Source organism: Mesorhizobium sp. (genome assembly GCF_004962925.1).
GTDB lineage: Bacteria > Pseudomonadota > Alphaproteobacteria > Rhizobiales > Rhizobiaceae > Mesorhizobium.
Genome location: NZ_SUEO01000007.1, coordinates 1 through 14,782, shown reverse-complemented (window position 1 = coordinate 14,782; position 14,782 = coordinate 1). Strand labels below are relative to the sequence as shown.

Here is a 14,782-nt window from a genome sequence, read left to right as displayed (position 1 = left end):
CGAGCGATCAGTCTATTGGTTTTCCTTGCTCTGGCCCATGATTTCCTGCGCGGTGAAATTGATGCCGCAGGTCGGGAAGGAATTGCCGACGAAGAAATTGTCGGACTGGTCGGGGAAATAGTCCTCGCCTTCCTTGAAGTTCGGATCCTCGACGATCGCCAGCGGCAGCTTCACCGCTTGCGGCACGACCTGACCTTCGAGCGCGGCAATCGCCGTCTTGATGGCGACCGCGACCTGGGCGGGACCGGTTCCGGCCGACGAGCATTTCAGCCCGTCTGCGGCAAACTTGGCGCAGAATTTGCGAAAGCCATTCTCCGTTTCGCCGCCGAACGGCACGAACGGATGCTTGGCATCGATCATCGCCTGGACGATGCCGGTGTCGCCGCCCTGGCCGGTGACGCCGTCGAAGGGACCGTTGGTGGCGATCGCGTCGGCCGAAGCCTTTTGCGCCACGCCATCGTCCCATTTGCCGATGACCTCGGTGACCTCCCACTTCTTGCCGGAAGCATCGAGGACCTCATGGATGCCATTGTGGCGGTCCGTATCGACCGACGTACCGGCAACGCCGCGCACTTCGAGGATCTTGCCGCCATTGGGCACATGCTTGATCAGCCAGTTGGCCCACAACTCGCCAAGGCCTTTCTGGTCGACATTGACGTTGATGGCGTCCTTGGTGTCGAGGATGTTGTCGAATGCGACCAGCACGACGCCGGCTTCCTTGGCGCGCTTGATGACCGGCCCGAACGCCGTCGGATTCTGCGCGTTGACGACGATCGCGTCATAGCCGGAATCGATGAAGTTGTTGATCGCCGAAATCTGCGCCGGTCGAGACGACCTTGAATTCCTTCAGTTTCGCCGCGACCTCCGGCTGCGCCGCATAGGCCTTCGCCGTCTGCACCATCTGGATGCGCCACGTATTTGCGATATAGCCATTGGCGAGCGCAACGCGATATGGGCCTTCCTTCTTGGGGAACTTGAAGAACTGCGTATCGGCGGCCCATGGCGCAAAGCAGTCCGGCTCGGCGGACGGGCCCGTGACGATTTCGGGTTCGGCGAGCGCCGACGAGTTCAACATGACGAATGCAGTGGCGGCAACGATGCCACCAACGAGTGACTTGATCATCGATATTCCTCCCAGTTGCAGTTTTTGATTGTTCTTACGCGTCTCGCGCGTTTGGCCCGGCACCTCCAGCCTTGCCCCTCGCGCTTTTCAGGTGGCCGAATGCCGACCCGATCTCCTCCCTCGCCGCACGGCAATCGAAGTAAAAACTATCATATTATACATAATAAACAAGCACGAGCTGTCGCTTATATATAATAAACAGACTCCGGTCTTTGCCGCGTGTTTCGCCCAGAGGTAGATGGTAGCGCTACCATAACGTAGTGTAAAGCGGCATTTCGCAATGCCTGGAAAGTGCTTTCAGCGGGCCGTGCTTTCGCGGCACTTGAGATCGAAGCCGAGGTCGACGACCGGCTCTTGCGGCCGTTTGCCAGCAATCGCCGCGAGCGCCATGGCTACCGACCGCCGGCCGATCTCGTAACGAGGCGTCCGGACGCTGGTGACGGATGGAAAAGCCACTTCCATCATGTCGAGATCGTTGAAGCCTGTGATGCCGATCGTCTTCGGCACGGCGATCGAGGCGCGGTGGCACTCGAACAGCACGCCGAGCGCGATGTCGTCATTGTTGCAGAAAACGCCGTCGAGCGTCGGCACCTTGGCCAGCGCGTCGCGAAACAATTCGCGCCCGAGCGTAACGCTGGACGGCACCGGCGTGGTGGTGACCAGCCGCGCGTCGAACAGACCGGCCGCCTCCATCGCCGCGCGATAGCCGGCCAGACGCCGCTGCGAGCGCGGGTCCATGCGCGCGCCGATGAAGCCGATGCGGCGATAGCCCATTTCGATCATGTGCTCCGTCGCCGCCTTGCCGCCGTCGAAATGCGAGAAGCCGACCATCATGTCGACCGGATCGGGTCCGGTCTCCATGACCTGCACCACGGGGCAGCCGGCCGTCTCGAGCAGTCTTCGCGATGTCGGCGTCTGGTCGATGCCCGCCACGATCAGCGCCGCCGGGCGCTGGGGGCCGAACACCTGCAGCAGCCGTTCCTCCTCGAGGCCGGAATAATGGGTGTTGCCGAGCTGGATGCGGTAGGAGCTGTCGGACAAGCTGTCATAGATGCCGCGCAGCACTTCGGCAAAGACGCTGTTGGTGAGCGACGGCACCAGCACGCCAAAGACTTCGGCGCGCGCCGAAGCCAGCGCTCGCGCATTCGGGTCGGGCAAATAGCCGAGCTCGTCGACGGCCGCCTGGATCAGCCGGCGCAGATCCTCCGAAACGCGCTCCGGCTCGCGCAAGGCGCGGGAGACGGTGATGGCGCCGACACCTGCCTTGCGCGCGACATCGGCGATGGTCGGACGGCCGCCGCCGCGGCGCGAGCGCGGTTTGGTCACAGCCTTGTCCCGAACGCGGCGCCTTCGCCGAAGCGCGGCCGCGAAATGCTATTCAGTGTCTTTGCCACTGTCGCCATGCCAACCCGTACTTGCCAGAGATTATGGCTGCCGTCTGGCGTCGCGCAGCCTTACCCCGTTGTCAAGTGAACGGCCCAGGACGGCTGCCCGAACTCAGTGTCTCAGTTTCAATTTCGGCTGTGGGTGGATTTGCAGGCGTCTTGTCGTCCATCGCCTCTACGCCGTGCGTCGTCTGCTGCGCCACCTGTCCGCATAGGGCAACGCGAACAAGTACAGACCGCTGAGCATGAGCAAGGCGAGCGGGATCAGCGGCATCAGGTATACCCAGTAGGCGGGCTCCACACCTACGCCCAACGTGATGAAGATGGCGGCGACGACCGCCGTAAAAATGATCGACAGCCAGCGGTGGAATTGCCGAATCCAATTCATGAGGACCTCCCCTGAAGACAAGCCGAAGCGGATCGGGCGACCCGCTTGGCGGCCTTCCTTGCAACCTTGTTTGATTTGATGGACGTCTTGTTGGCCAATGCGTTCACCGCAGATGCCTATTGGTGCCGGCGCGCCTCACTCTATCCGCGCCAGGACCTGCTCTAGGTTCGCAAAGAACCGCTGCCAGCCGTATTTTGCGCCCTGGTAGTACTGCTGCTGATCCGGCCGGAAACCCATCTGCTCCATGCGCAGATGGGTCCCTGTGCTCGTAGGGGTGAGCGTCCACGTGACGACACTTTTGAGATCCTTGGTATCCCACGTGTAGGACAGCGACTTGTTGGGCTCGACTGCCTGGACCTGACAGTCGACCGCCCCCCAGTCCGCGCTAAGATTGAAACGGTGACCCTCGTCTGGCTTGAAATCGTTCTTCATCAGCCACTCCTCGATCAGGTGCGATTGCGTGAGCGCGCGCCAGATCTTTTCCGGCGGAAAAGCGACCTCCCGTTCGACAACGACGGAGCGCGTTTCGGTCGCAGTATTGGTCATTGGTCCATCCTTTTGAGCAGATCTTCGAGGTCGTCGAACCGGCTTTTCCAGAACCCGGTCATTTGGTTTGTCCAGTCGATCAGCGGGGCCAAGGCGCCGAGCTCCGCACTATAGTGCGTGTTGCGGCCTTCGTGGCGGTCGCGCACCAACCCGGCCTGCTTCAGCACCCCCAGATGCTTTGACACGGCCGGCTGCGAGACCCCGGCCCGAGCTGTCAGGGCCGCGACCGTCTGGTCTCCGTCGCGACACAGCCGCTCGAAGATGGCCCGGCGCGTCGGATCGGCAAGCGTTCTGAAAAGGATTTCGTGTGGCTGCGGCATCGCAATCGATAACTCATTGGCTATTGATGAACCAATAACCGTCGAGATATGTGTAGGTCAAGCAGAAATGTGGACCGGCAGCTTCTACTCGGGGTAGCATCAGGTCGTAGCGCGAACGGCAGGTTTGGAGAAGCTCCATGAACGTCAATGGCGCAACCCAAGCCGGCCAAAGCATTCGGCTTCCGTACAGTCGCCGAGCGTTCTACCTTGCCGTTGAGTGGACGGCGGTCCTCCACTGAACGATTTTATGCGCGCTGCTTCCACCATTTGAGCACCCGCATTGCACGGAGGGTCACCCACCTGGACGGCTTACCCGGGCTGGCGTCGACCTCGACCATACCTGCCCTTTAGGAGTCCAGTCGAGGGGCCAAGTGCCATCTGCCAGGCGCTTGGAGCGGAGGCGGGCGATGGCGTCGGCAACCCGCGGATCAGGTTCGGCACCAGTAAGCATGGACGCGGAACGGAAATAGTCCAGCGCACGCAGTATGTCGTAATGCCAGCGGTTGGGGTGATGGAGACACAGAAACTGATCGTCCGCAGGGTTTCCCGAGGTTAGACGTCGGAAGAGGCTGCGTTCCAAAAGGAACGACTCTCCAGATTGGCGAGCTTGTCTGGATTCGGATGTGCCGCCGGTCGCTTTCTCATACTCCAACAGCCCTTCAAGCACATTGATCGTGGTGTGGAACGACGAGCGGATCGAACCATTGGCCCTCTCGCAATTCCAACCGCCGTCATCGAGACGCTCACCAAGCAGCCGAACAACAATGGATGAAATATCGGCTCCAAAATATGCACCGTCAGCAACAGTTCGCCCGTTGATGCACTCCTCGACCTCCCCCTCCCAATAGGGCTGGCCACCCTCATCCCAGCGCGAGTTGAGGCCAACCAACTCGACGATCCGCTTCGCACGATCCGACGATGGATCGAAACCAAACTCGCGAAGCTGCGAGAGCGAAAAGGTTGTTGCCGTCCAAGGCTGGCCGAACTTTTCCCAGTCTTGAGGTTTGAAACCGCGCGGGACAAAAGAGCCTGCCGCCCATTGCCCGTCCTCATCTTGGCAAGCCAGAAGCTTGGCTCCCCAGCCAATGGTTTCGATCTTGGCCCGTTCAGCCGCCCACTCCGGTTCTGGAGTATCGAGGAGGTCGCGCATCACCTGCCAGCGGATCGCTGGGTCGGAATCGAGAAGCCAAGCAATCACATCGCCTGCGGCAGTCATCTGAGCCGTCCTGTTGCCAACTTAAAATCAACATTACAGCGGCATCGCTAGTAGGCACAGCCGACGTCTGCAATGGTGGGCGAAATTCAAACTGAGACACCAACCCGAACTCGCGATCCGTTGCTAAATGACGGCAGATATGCTAGATATTTGGGTATGGTGCTGATTTGCGCCGGCAACCCGTCTTTGAGGCGGGTTTTTTGTATGCCGTGCTCGCCGGCTCTGCCTTCGCCAGGCGCTGCAGGTCTCGGGTCCGTTCTCCGCTTCAGGCAATCGCCGTGGCGCTGCGCCGTGCCTTCCACAGCAGCAGCACCATGGCCGCTATGTTCAGCAGGTTCCAGGCAATGCCGTTGAGGAACGCGGCGGCATAAGAACCGGTCAGATCGTAAATCCAGCCCGACATCCAGCCGCCGATCGCCATGCCGAAGATCGTCGCCATGATGATGATGCCGACGCGCTGGCCGGCCTCTCTGGCCGGCATGTATTCCCGCACGATGATGGCATAGCAAGGCACGATGCCGCCTTGCGACAGGCCGAAGACCAGCGAGACGACGTAAAGCGAGGCGAGCCCGTCGAAGGGGATGTAGAGCAACAACGACAAGGCTTGCAGCACCGAGCCGATCAGCAGGGTTTTCACGCCGCCGATGCGATCGGCAAGGAAGCCGGACGCCAGCCGGCTGACGACGCCCGCCGCCATCATGATCGACAGCATGTCGGCGCCCCGCGCAACGCCATAGCCGAGGTCCATGCAATAGGCGACGATATGGACCTGAGGCATCGACATCGCCACGCAGCAGCTAAGGCCGGCGACGACGAGCAGCACCTGCAGGGCTGCCGGCGACAGCGATATCGGCTGGACGGGCCGGCTGCCGGGTGAACCGGAAATGGCGGCGCGTGGTGCGCCGCGCCTGAGCAGCAGGGTCAGCGGCACCATGGTCGCGAGGCAGACAACGCCGATCGCGGCATAGGTGAAACGCCAGCCTTCGCTCTGCATGATATAGGGCATCACCATCGGCCAGATCGCCCCGGCGAGATAGCTGCCGGCAGCGGCAGCCGACACCGCGACGCCGCGCCGGCGGTTGAACCAGTGCGAGATGTCGGCGATCAACGGCCCGAAGATCGCCGAGGTGCCGACGCCGATCAAAAGCCCCTGGACAAGGGTGAACTGCAGCACCGAGGTGGTCAGCGACGCCAGCAGGAAACCGGCACCGAGCGCCACCGAGGCAATGAGCGCCGGAATCCAGTAGCCCATGCGGTCGATGGCGCGACCGATCACAACATTGCCGACGGCGAAGCCGACCATGGTCGCGGTATAGGGCATCGACGCGGCGGCGCGATCGACGCCGAATTCCGCCTGCATGGCGGGCAGGACCACGACCACCGCCCACATGCCGACGCCGCCGATTGTCGACAGCAGCATCGAGATGCCGAGCCGTATCCAGGCGTAGGCGCTGTCGATGCCGGGGCTGCTTGCCTGGCTGGAGACGGTTGTGGTCAAGGCGTTTCCTGTCCGCGGTTCTGAGAAAATCGACCGGTTCGACACCACTATCGGCGCATTCACGGCGCCGTGCAGCGCCACATCATGCAAATCCGTGGCTCCAGGGATTTAAGCTGAAGTGGAACAGTGGCCGCCGTCCCGGAGTTTTCCATCAACTCACCAATGGAAGGAGTTTTATCATGACCGCGAAAAGGAAATGGTCGGCCGAGGTGACCGAGCACAGCGATGCGCTGGACCTCGAGGAACACGTCTTCGAATCCCACGACCCCAAGACGATCGCGACCTCGCTGAAGCGATCGGCCGAGCACAGCGACCGGCGCAAGGCCGAGCCGTTCCAGTCCGCCATGTCGATGCTGAATTTCTACATCAACCGTGCCGGCAAGAACCTGCCGGCAAAGCAGAAGAAAGTGCTGGAGAACGCCAAGGACGAACTGCGCGCCGCGTTTGGGCGCCCGAGAGAAGATTAGGGCACCGGCAGGAAATTTCGCAGGCGCGACATCCGGCGCGCCTTGTCAGCGTGACTTGATGACGCCGTCGGTGTTTGCCAACAGCTTGCGGACCGCGTTGCGCGCCGCATCCGGCCGCTGCAGGCGGATGCTCTTCTCGATCGCCTCGTGCAGTTTCTGCGCATGCTGCAAATCGTCCAGCTCCCGCGTCGTATAGGCGAACAGATGATCGAAAGCCGATTCGATCAGCACGCCGAGTGGCACCAGGAGATCGTTGCCGGAAGCTCGCAGGATGGCCAGATGAAAACGCGTGTCGGCGCGGGTGCGCTCCTGCAGCGTTGTCGCCTCCCCCATCTCCCGGCAGGCCTGGCTGATCTCGGCCATCTGCTCGTCTGTGCGCCGCATCGCGGCAAAGGCGGTCGCTTCCGGCTCGATGATGTGGCGGAACTCTTGCACGGTTCTGAGGAACACCTCGCGGTCGGGCGATGTCGCGTACCAGGCCAGCACATCGCGATCGAGCAGGTTCCAGCGCTCTTTCGGCTCGACCCAGCTGCCGATCTTGGGGCGTGAGGCCAGCAGGCTCTTGGCCATCAGCATCTTGATCGCTTCGCGCACCGCCGAGCGGCTGACGTCGAAGGTCTCCGACCATTTGGCTTCGTTGGGCAGGATGGTTCCCGGCGGATAGTCGCCGCGCACGATCCTGAGGCCGATCTCATTGGCCAGCGACGCATGCACGCTGGACCCCGGCATACGCGCCGCATCGGCCCGGCGAACGGCGGTCGGGCGCTCGACGGACGCCTCGGCCGCTGTCTTTCCCTTATTCGGCTTCGCGTCCTGCATAGCTCCACAAAGTCCGGATTTGGAGGCGTGTCAAGGAGATGAAATCGACGGCAATATCTCAGTTTGGTTTTCCGCCTCCGTCCCCTCCCCGACACTGCGCCTTGCCGAGCGCTCACGCCGGAGTGGTACGAACGGCTTCTCTTTGTCCCGACTGAATTCCTCGATCAGGAAATCAAGGAAGACGCGGATTTTCGGGGCGAGATGCTGCCGTGCCGGATAGACCGCGTAGAGCGTGGTTTCGACCTTTTCCCAGTCATCCAGGGCCGATTGCAGCCGGCCTGCTTTCAGGTCGCTCTCGACATAGGGATGGGGGATCAGGCTGACGCCGAAGCCGGCGCGCAGTGCATCGCGCACGGCAAGGCTTGACGAGACCGAATATCGTCCCTCGATGGCGATCCGCTCGCTGCGGCCGTCCTTGCGGAACTCCCATATGTCCGCATGCCCCGACAGGCTGAACCGGATGCAATTGGCCGCCTTCAAATCAGCAGGCGTTTTGGGCCGGCCATGCTTCTCGAAATAGGACGGAGCTGCGCAAAGCACGTGCGGCATGACCGCAAGCTTTCTCGCGACCAGGCTGGAATCCTCGAGATTGTCGCTGCCGCGAATGGCTAGGTCAAATCCCTCCCGCACGATATCGACGCGCCTGTCATCAAGATGCAGGTCGAGTTTCAAATCGGGATAGCGCGATAGAAACGCGGGAATGCCAGCCGAAAGCCGTGTCAACGTGACAGTCATCGGCGCGCTGACCCGCAACGTCCCGCTCGGCGCCGTCTTGATCGGGCCGAGGACCTGATCGGCCCTGGCCAGCGCATCGAGCCCCTGCGTGACATGCTCCAGATAGATCCTGCCTTCTTCGGTCAGGGCCATGCGCCGCGTCGTCCGGTTGATGAGCCGCACCCCCAGATGCCCCTCCAGCTCGGCGATGTTCTTGCTGATCGCGGGAGGAGAGAGACCAAGCCGCCGTCCGGCTTCGGCAAAGCTGTTCAGCTCCGCCACATGGCGGAAAACCTGCAACGCGGTAAGGCGATCCATCGCACCATTCTCTACCAGTAAACAATGTCTTTCGATTGTCGCATATTATCGCCCCTTGGTAAATTCTGTATTGCTTCCAAACGATTTTCTCAATTTCGGAATGACATGATGACCAACCCCACAATCTCCCTTATCGAGCGCCGTATGTCGGCCAATCGATTCGATGCCTCGCATGCATTGACGGATGCCGAGGTCGCGGAGCTGGCACGCCTCGCAACGCGCGCGCCAACCGCCTACAACCTTCAGAATTGGCGGTTCATCGCCGTGCGGACGCCGGAAGCAAAGGCACGGTTGCGCAGCGTGGCCCATGGCCAGGCCAAGGTACAGGAAGCAGCGGTTACCTTCATCGTCTGCGGCGTACTGCCCGACCACGCTGCCCTCAATGCAAGGCTGCTTCCTTTCGTCGAAGCCGGCTTCATGCCGGCGGATATGGCTTCGGGCTGGCAGGAAGGCGCCCGCACCCAATATGCCGATCCTCGAGCGGCCCGCGACGAAGCCGTGCGCTCGGCAACGCTTGGCGCGGCAACGCTGATTTTTGCAGCCGAAGCGCTGGGGCTCGTCGCTGGTCCGTTGGGAGGCTTCAATGCCGAAGGCGTGGCCCGCGAGTTTGGCCTTGGACTGAATGAAGTGCCGGTGATGCTCATCGCGGTCGGCCGCGCCGCGCCCGGAAACTGGCCGCAAAAGCCGCGCCGCCCTCTTGCCGAAGTTCTGGAAATCTTATGAAACCGCACCGTTCCGATCTGTTGCTGACGGCCATTGCACCCGCGATATGGGGCAGCACTTATATCGTCACCACGCAGTTCCTGGCGAATTTTTCGCCGATGACGGTTGCGATGCTGCGAGCCCTGCCCGCCGGCTTGCTGCTGCTGGCGATCGTTCGGCAACTGCCAACGGGCATCTGGTGGCTGCGCAGTTTCGTGCTCGGAGCCCTCAACATCTCGATCTTCCTGAGCATGTTGTTTGTCGCCGCCTACCGGCTTCCGGGCGGGGTCGCCGCCACGGTGCTGTCGGTCCAGCCGTTGATGGTGATTTTCCTTGCCGCTGCCCTGCTTGGCAGCCCAGTCCGCCGGTTGTCGATCCTCGCCGCCCTTGTCGGGATCGCCGGTGTTGCGTTGCTGGTGCTGACCCCGAATGCGGCGCTCGATTTAATCGGCGTTGCCGCCGGCCTCGCCGGGGCGGCCTCAATGGCCCTCGGAAGCGTATTGGCCCGCAAGTGGCAACCGCCAGCATCGCTGCTTACCTTCACGGCATGGCAACTGACTGCCGGCGGTCTCCTTCTCGTTCCGGTGGCCCTGCTTTTCGAACCGTCCATCCCGCTCCCGACCGCGGCCAACCTGCTTGGACTGGCGTGGCTCGGGCTGGTCGGTGCGGCGCTGACCTATGTCCTCTGGTTCCGGGGCATTGCGCGATTGGAATCCGCAGTGGTGTCATCGCTGCTTTTCCTCAGCCCGGTGACCGCCGTGCTGCTTGGATGGGTATTCCTGGATCAGACACTGACCTTGCCTCAAATCGCCGGCGTCGTTTTTGTAATCGGCAGTATCTGGCTGGCTCAACGCCCCAATCGCAACGAGTCCTGATGCATGTCGCGCAAAAGTGTGCAGCGGTTTTGCGATAACGACATGCATCAAAACAAGAACCGAAAGCGCGTCGCATGAGGCCGGTCGAACGGACGCGTTTTAGGCCGCTGACTTGTGTCGGCGGATTGTTCGGCACTATGGTCAAGCGGCACAGCCGGAGGATCCGCCGATGCCACAACGCCCCTATGATGAGCGTCTGCTCCGTCAAGCGTTCGAAGTCGCGCGCAGGGCCCGCGATGCTGGTGAACATCCCTTTGGTTCGCTCCTCGCCGACAAAGACGGCAGCGTGTTGCGCGAGCAACCCAACGGTTACAAAGCCGGCGGGGGCGACCGCACCGCTCATGCCGAAAGGCTGCTGGCCTCGTGGGCGGGGATGAATGTCAGTCTCGAAAAGCTGGCCTCTTGCACACTCTACACTTCGGCCGAACCGTGCGCGATGTGCTCCGGGGCAATCTATTGGGCGGGCATCGGACGGGTCGTCTTTGGCCAGAGCGAACACGACCTCAAGCGGGTGACGGGTGCACATGTCGAGAATCCCACACTCGACCTGCCCTGCAGGTTCGTCTTCGAAGCCGGGCAGCGTCCGACTGAAGTCGTCGGCCCGCTGCTTGCCGATGAAGCGGCGCAACTCCAGGCCGAATTCTGGAAAGACAAGTAGGGTCAGGACTCGTTGATTCAGAGGCAGAGGTGACTGCCGACGTGGACTACGACCTGATGCAATTCCAGGAAAAGTGTGAAACGGTTTTCCGTCCGGAATTGCGTCAAAACAAAAAGATAGATCGGTTCGGCGTTTCCGTGAAACGATGAAATCCTTCTAATTTAAAGGCCTGTCAGCAATTTCTTAAGTAGAGCATTAAGAGTTTCCTGCTCCACGGGCGTCAGCACGGAGATTAATTGCTCTTCTAGCGCCGCCATTGGACCGATCAAATCGTCTATCGCGCGCTTGCCGCCAGTCGTCAGCGCAATTTGCTTGCCTCGCCGGTCGTTGGGATCGGGGCATCGTTCAACCAGCCCGGCGCACTCCAGCCGGTCCAGGCGGCTCGTCATGCCGCCCGAGGAGATCATTGCCGATTCGTAGAGCTGAGTAGGTGAGAGCATATAGGGTTCACCCGCGCGCCTGAGCGGCGTGAGCACATCAAACTCGCCTACGTTCAGGCCTGCTTCTTTGAGCAACGGATTCATGTGATCGCGGATAACCCGCGCGGCGGCATCGAGCAGACGACCTACTGTTTCAATAGGTAGCAGCGGAAGATCGGGGCGCTCGCGGGCCCATTCCTTAGCTGCGGCCTCGGCGCGATCCATGTCAAATATTCCCTTGGCAAATGTATCTTGCAATCAAGATACATTGCATCTACTAACATTGCAGCAAGACAATAGCGCAGCGCGCATCCCTGGAGAAGGCGAAATCGACGCCCAAAATGATTTTCGTGAACCTGCCTGTCCGTGACCTGTCGGCGTCGACGGCGTTCTACGTGGCGCTAGGCGGCACTGTGAACCCGCAGTTTTCGGGCGACAAATCCACCTCGCTCATGTTCTCGGACACGATCGGGGTGATGCTGCTGACCCATGACCACTACCGTGAATTCACTACACGCCCAATCGGCGACGCACGGCGCGATAGCCAGGCAATGATCGCCCTCACTGTCGATAACCGCGACGCCGTCGATGCAACACTGACCAGCGCGGTCGCGGCGGGCGGTCGCGCCGACCCCAACCCGGCACAGGATCTTGGCTTCATGTATAACCGCCACATTGAAGACCCAGATGGCTACGTTTGGGAAATCGTATGGATGAACCAGACGGCGAACGCCTGAACGTAGGGCGTGGGCGCATCGGCCGTAGCGGTTCCTGAGCCTGGAGTCAGGACCAGCAATTCGGGCTGGCCCAGTGCCGGCTCCGCGTCAGCTGCCTCCGTCAGGCCGTCCCGACGTATTTCCGCCAGCTATGCTCGGGACGAAACCCGAGCACGTCCCGCGCCTTGCGGTTGGAGAGCAGCGTCTCGTATTCGCCAAGTTCGCCCTTGACCGGCACATCGGGATAAAACCGCTTCAAGAGTTCGGCCGTCGGCAGGTCGGACGAGGTGTCGTCATTGGCGGCGTTGAACACCTGATAGCCGAGCCCGTCCTTCTCGATGGCGCGCAATGTGATCTGGCCAAGGTCGCGCGCGTCGATATAGCTCCAGGCGATCCGCTTGCGGAAACCCGGATCGGCGAACCATTTCGGAAACAGCGAATATTCATGCGGCTCGATGACGTTGCCGATGCGCAAGGCGTAGATGTCGATGCCACTGCGCTGCGCGAAGGCGCGCGCCGTCTTCTCGTTGACGATCTTGGACAGCGCATAGCTGTCCATCGGATCGACATCGTAGTCCTCGTCGAGCGGGAAATGCGTCGGGTTGCGCGGCTCGTTGGCGAAGACCAGCCCGTAGGTCGTCTCGCTGGAGGCAATCACCACCTTGCGGATGCCGAGCTTTACCGCAGCCTCGATGACATTGTAGGTGCCGAGCGCATTGATGCGGAACACCTCGTTGTCGGGCGTGATCATGATGCGCGGGATCGCCGCGAAATGCACCACGGCATCGACCGGCTGCGACCGCAGCGACGGGTCGAACTCATGCAGGCCCATATAGCTCGACAGCGCATTGAACACCTGCCCGCTGTCGGTGATGTCGGTGATCAGCGTGCGCACCTTCGGATTGTCGAGCGGCTTGGTATCGATGTTGAGCACCTGGCAGCCCTGCTCGACCAGATACTGCACGACATGGCGCCCGGCCTTGCCGCTGCCGCCGGTGAACATGATCCGCTTCGTCATTTTGCTCTCCACATTCCCTAGAATTCATGTGTATTGTCAGACAATATGGCGTTCCGCAATCGCCTGCCAACCGTCTGCGGCAAAAACCCGCTTCAACAATTCGCCTGCCAAAGTGCAGCGCCGTCATCGATATCCGCAACACAGGACGACACGACATGAATACGACTGCCGCGAGCGAAAAGATCGGCTTCATCGGCCTTGGCCTGATGGGCCACGGGATCGCGAAGAACATCGTCGACAAGGGCTACGCGCTGACATTCCTCGGCCGCAAGAACCGCGCTCCGGCGGAAGACCTGCTCGCCCGGGGTGCGAAGGAAGCCGCAATCTCGCGCGAGGTGGCAGTGGCATCTGATATCGTCTTCATCTGCGTCACCGGCTCGCGCGAGGTCGAAGCCATCATCCGCGGACCCGGCGGCCTCAAGGAGGGCCTGAAAAAGGGCTCGGTGGTCGTCGATTGCTCGACCTCGGATCCGACCTCGACCGTGGCGCTCGCCGCAGAGCTCAAGGCACTCGGCGTCGACTATGTCGATGCCCCGCTCAGCCGCACGCCGAAGGAGGCCTGGGAAGGCACGCTCGACGCCATGGTCGGCGCGCCCGACGCGGTCTTTGCCCGGCTGAAGCCGGTGCTCGACACTTGGGCCGGGCGCATCGTCCATATCGGCGACACCGGCGATGGCCACCGCATGAAGCTGCTCAACAATTTCATTTCGCTCGGCTACGCGGCAATCTATTCCGAGGCACTGGCGCTGGCGCAGAAGGTCGGCATCTCGCCGCCGCGCTTCGACAGCGTCATCCGCAACGGCCGCATGGATTGCGGCTTCTACCAGACCTTCATGCGCTGGACGCTGGAGGGCGACCGCGACGCGCACAAATTCACCATCGCCAACGCCTTCAAGGACCTCACCTATCTCGAATCGATGGCGGGTGCTGCCGGCATCGCCAACCCGCTCGGCAATGCCACGAAAAACGCTTTCGCCGGCGCCTTCGCCGCCGATCAATATGTGCCGATGCTGGCGACGCATATCGGCAAGGTCAATGGCGTCGACCTGACACCGAGCAAGGACGGCAAGCGGCAAGAGGTTTAAGGAGCGCTCTAGCGCCGCGACCGTCCGATTACGTCGTCAGTGTTGGCGAGCAGTCTGTGCACTGCGGTGCGAGCCGCAGCCGGCCGCTGGAGGCGGATGTTCTTCTCGATGGCCTCATGCAGCGCCTGCGCCCGAGGCTGGTCGCTGGTTTCGCGCGTGACGAAAACGAAGAGGTGGTCGAGCGCCGATTCGATCAGCACGCCGAGCGGCACCAGGAGATCGTTGCCCGAGGCGCGCAGGATGGCCAGATGAAAACGCGTATCGGCGCGGGTGCGCTCCGGCAGCGTCGCCGCCTCCCCCATCTCCCGGCAGGCCTGGCTGATCTCGGCCATCTGCTCGTCTGTGCGCCGCATCGCGGCAAAGGCGCTGGCTTCCGGTTCGATGATGTGACGGAACTCCTGCACCGTGCGCAGGAACATTTCGCGATCGGGCGCCGTCGCGTACCAGGCCAGCACATCGCGATCGAGCAGGTTCCAGCGCTCTTTCGGCTCGACCCAGCTGCCGATCTTGGGGCG

Annotated in this window: 16 protein-coding genes and 2 pseudogenes; 6 read left to right on the top strand and 12 right to left on the bottom strand. The window is 61.7% G+C overall.

The window, feature by feature from the left end; genetic code table 11:
* Nucleotides 1-12: 12 nt before the first annotated feature.
* From E5W87_RS03385 to E5W87_RS03355, 7 genes and pseudogenes are all read right to left on the bottom strand, one after another.
* Nucleotides 13-1,123, bottom strand: a pseudogene (locus E5W87_RS03385) (sugar ABC transporter substrate-binding protein).
* 297 nt (nt 1,124-1,420) lie between these two features.
* Nucleotides 1,421-2,449 (bottom strand): LacI family DNA-binding transcriptional regulator, encoded by a 1,029-nt coding sequence (locus E5W87_RS03380; RefSeq protein WP_292393992.1) that lies wholly within the window; start codon nt 2,447-2,449, stop codon nt 1,421-1,423.
* Between the two features lie 234 nt (nt 2,450-2,683).
* On the bottom strand, nt 2,684-2,896 hold the full coding sequence (locus E5W87_RS03375; protein ID WP_292393989.1) for a hypothetical protein: 213 nt from the start codon (nt 2,894-2,896) through the stop codon (nt 2,684-2,686).
* A 135-nt stretch (nt 2,897-3,031) separates the two neighbouring features.
* A complete protein-coding gene (locus E5W87_RS03370) occupies nt 3,032-3,442 on the bottom strand; it encodes an SRPBCC domain-containing protein (protein ID WP_127293484.1) in 411 nt (136 codons plus the stop codon).
* The gene (locus E5W87_RS03365; protein ID WP_292393986.1) at nt 3,439-3,762 is read right to left on the bottom strand and encodes a helix-turn-helix transcriptional regulator; all 324 of its coding nucleotides are present in this window, start codon (nt 3,760-3,762) and stop codon (nt 3,439-3,441) included. Before E5W87_RS03365 ends, E5W87_RS03370 begins: the two co-directional genes overlap by 4 nt.
* Before the next feature lie 245 nt (nt 3,763-4,007).
* Nucleotides 4,008-4,978 (bottom strand): annotated as a pseudogene (locus E5W87_RS03360) (squalene cyclase).
* A gap of 265 nt (nt 4,979-5,243) precedes the next feature.
* Nucleotides 5,244-6,476 carry an MFS transporter gene (locus tag E5W87_RS03355; protein ID WP_292393984.1) on the bottom strand — a complete coding sequence of 411 codons (1,233 nt, stop codon included), beginning with the start codon at nt 6,474-6,476 and terminating at the stop codon, nt 5,244-5,246.
* A gap of 179 nt (nt 6,477-6,655) precedes the next feature.
* Between E5W87_RS03355 and E5W87_RS03350 the strand changes: the two genes are divergently transcribed.
* The gene (locus E5W87_RS03350) at nt 6,656-6,943 is read left to right on the top strand and encodes a DUF3175 domain-containing protein (RefSeq protein ID WP_292393982.1); all 288 of its coding nucleotides are present in this window, start codon (nt 6,656-6,658) and stop codon (nt 6,941-6,943) included.
* A 45-nt stretch (nt 6,944-6,988) separates the two neighbouring features.
* Here the strand turns inward: E5W87_RS03350 and E5W87_RS03345 are convergent, their stop codons facing one another.
* Both E5W87_RS03345 and E5W87_RS03340 read right to left on the bottom strand, forming a co-directional pair.
* Nucleotides 6,989-7,762 (bottom strand): FadR/GntR family transcriptional regulator, encoded by a 774-nt coding sequence (locus tag E5W87_RS03345; protein WP_292393980.1) that lies wholly within the window; start codon nt 7,760-7,762, stop codon nt 6,989-6,991.
* A 30-nt stretch (nt 7,763-7,792) separates the two neighbouring features.
* Nucleotides 7,793-8,794, bottom strand: coding sequence for a LysR family transcriptional regulator (locus E5W87_RS03340; protein ID WP_292393978.1), 1,002 nt, complete (start codon nt 8,792-8,794; stop codon nt 7,793-7,795).
* A gap of 108 nt (nt 8,795-8,902) precedes the next feature.
* Here E5W87_RS03340 and E5W87_RS03335 point away from each other — a divergent pair, with 108 nt between their 5' ends.
* The 3 genes from E5W87_RS03335 to E5W87_RS03325 all read left to right on the top strand — a co-directional run bounded on the left by E5W87_RS03335 (nt 8,903) and on the right by E5W87_RS03325 (nt 11,029).
* A complete protein-coding gene (locus E5W87_RS03335; protein WP_292393975.1) occupies nt 8,903-9,517 on the top strand; it encodes a nitroreductase family protein in 615 nt (204 codons plus the stop codon).
* On the top strand, nt 9,514-10,371 hold the full coding sequence (locus tag E5W87_RS03330; RefSeq protein ID WP_292393973.1) for an EamA family transporter: 858 nt from the start codon (nt 9,514-9,516) through the stop codon (nt 10,369-10,371). Before E5W87_RS03335 ends, E5W87_RS03330 begins: the two co-directional genes overlap by 4 nt.
* 169 nt (nt 10,372-10,540) lie before the next feature.
* Entirely contained in the window at nt 10,541-11,029 is a 489-nt protein-coding gene (locus E5W87_RS03325) for a nucleoside deaminase (protein WP_292393971.1), read from the top strand.
* A 161-nt stretch (nt 11,030-11,190) separates the two neighbouring features.
* Here the strand turns inward: E5W87_RS03325 and E5W87_RS03320 are convergent, their stop codons facing one another.
* A complete protein-coding gene (locus E5W87_RS03320; protein WP_292393969.1) occupies nt 11,191-11,673 on the bottom strand; it encodes a MarR family winged helix-turn-helix transcriptional regulator in 483 nt (160 codons plus the stop codon).
* Between the two features lie 116 nt (nt 11,674-11,789).
* Between E5W87_RS03320 and E5W87_RS03315 the strand changes: the two genes are divergently transcribed.
* On the top strand, nt 11,790-12,185 hold the full coding sequence (locus tag E5W87_RS03315) for a VOC family protein (RefSeq protein ID WP_292393966.1): 396 nt from the start codon (nt 11,790-11,792) through the stop codon (nt 12,183-12,185).
* Nucleotides 12,186-12,285: 100 nt separating this feature from the next.
* Here the strand turns inward: E5W87_RS03315 and E5W87_RS03310 are convergent, their stop codons facing one another.
* Nucleotides 12,286-13,182, bottom strand: coding sequence for an NAD(P)-dependent oxidoreductase (locus E5W87_RS03310; protein ID WP_292393964.1), 897 nt, complete (start codon nt 13,180-13,182; stop codon nt 12,286-12,288).
* A gap of 155 nt (nt 13,183-13,337) precedes the next feature.
* Between E5W87_RS03310 and E5W87_RS03305 the strand changes: the two genes are divergently transcribed.
* Nucleotides 13,338-14,267, top strand: coding sequence for an NAD(P)-dependent oxidoreductase (locus E5W87_RS03305; protein ID WP_292393962.1), 930 nt, complete (start codon nt 13,338-13,340; stop codon nt 14,265-14,267).
* A gap of 8 nt (nt 14,268-14,275) precedes the next feature.
* On the opposite strand, the gene E5W87_RS03300 is transcribed toward E5W87_RS03305, so the two are convergent.
* Nucleotides 14,276-14,782: FadR/GntR family transcriptional regulator (locus tag E5W87_RS03300; protein WP_292393958.1), on the bottom strand; the 507-nt coding region annotated here is incomplete at its 5' end.

Bases quoted from the DNA above. Each gene is read 5' to 3' on its own strand.
- E5W87_RS03375 (WP_292393989.1), bottom strand. From the start codon at position 2,896: ATGAATTGGATTCGGCAATTCCACCGCTGGCTGTCGATCATTTTTACG.
- E5W87_RS03370 (WP_127293484.1), bottom strand. From the start codon at position 3,442: ATGACCAATACTGCGACCGAAACGCGCTCCGTCGTTGTCGAACGGGAG.
- E5W87_RS03365 (WP_292393986.1), bottom strand. From the start codon at position 3,762: ATGCCGCAGCCACACGAAATCCTTTTCAGAACGCTTGCCGATCCGACG.
- E5W87_RS03350 (WP_292393982.1), top strand. From the start codon at position 6,656: ATGACCGCGAAAAGGAAATGGTCGGCCGAGGTGACCGAGCACAGCGAT.
- E5W87_RS03345 (WP_292393980.1), bottom strand. From the start codon at position 7,762: ATGCAGGACGCGAAGCCGAATAAGGGAAAGACAGCGGCCGAGGCGTCC.
- E5W87_RS03340 (WP_292393978.1), bottom strand. From the start codon at position 8,794: ATGGATCGCCTTACCGCGTTGCAGGTTTTCCGCCATGTGGCGGAGCTG.
- E5W87_RS03335 (WP_292393975.1), top strand. From the start codon at position 8,903: ATGACCAACCCCACAATCTCCCTTATCGAGCGCCGTATGTCGGCCAAT.
- E5W87_RS03330 (WP_292393973.1), top strand. From the start codon at position 9,514: ATGAAACCGCACCGTTCCGATCTGTTGCTGACGGCCATTGCACCCGCG.
- E5W87_RS03325 (WP_292393971.1), top strand. From the start codon at position 10,541: ATGCCACAACGCCCCTATGATGAGCGTCTGCTCCGTCAAGCGTTCGAA.
- E5W87_RS03320 (WP_292393969.1), bottom strand. From the start codon at position 11,673: ATGGATCGCGCCGAGGCCGCAGCTAAGGAATGGGCCCGCGAGCGCCCC.
- E5W87_RS03315 (WP_292393966.1), top strand. From the start codon at position 11,790: ATGATTTTCGTGAACCTGCCTGTCCGTGACCTGTCGGCGTCGACGGCG.
- E5W87_RS03310 (WP_292393964.1), bottom strand. From the start codon at position 13,182: ATGACGAAGCGGATCATGTTCACCGGCGGCAGCGGCAAGGCCGGGCGC.
- E5W87_RS03305 (WP_292393962.1), top strand. From the start codon at position 13,338: ATGAATACGACTGCCGCGAGCGAAAAGATCGGCTTCATCGGCCTTGGC.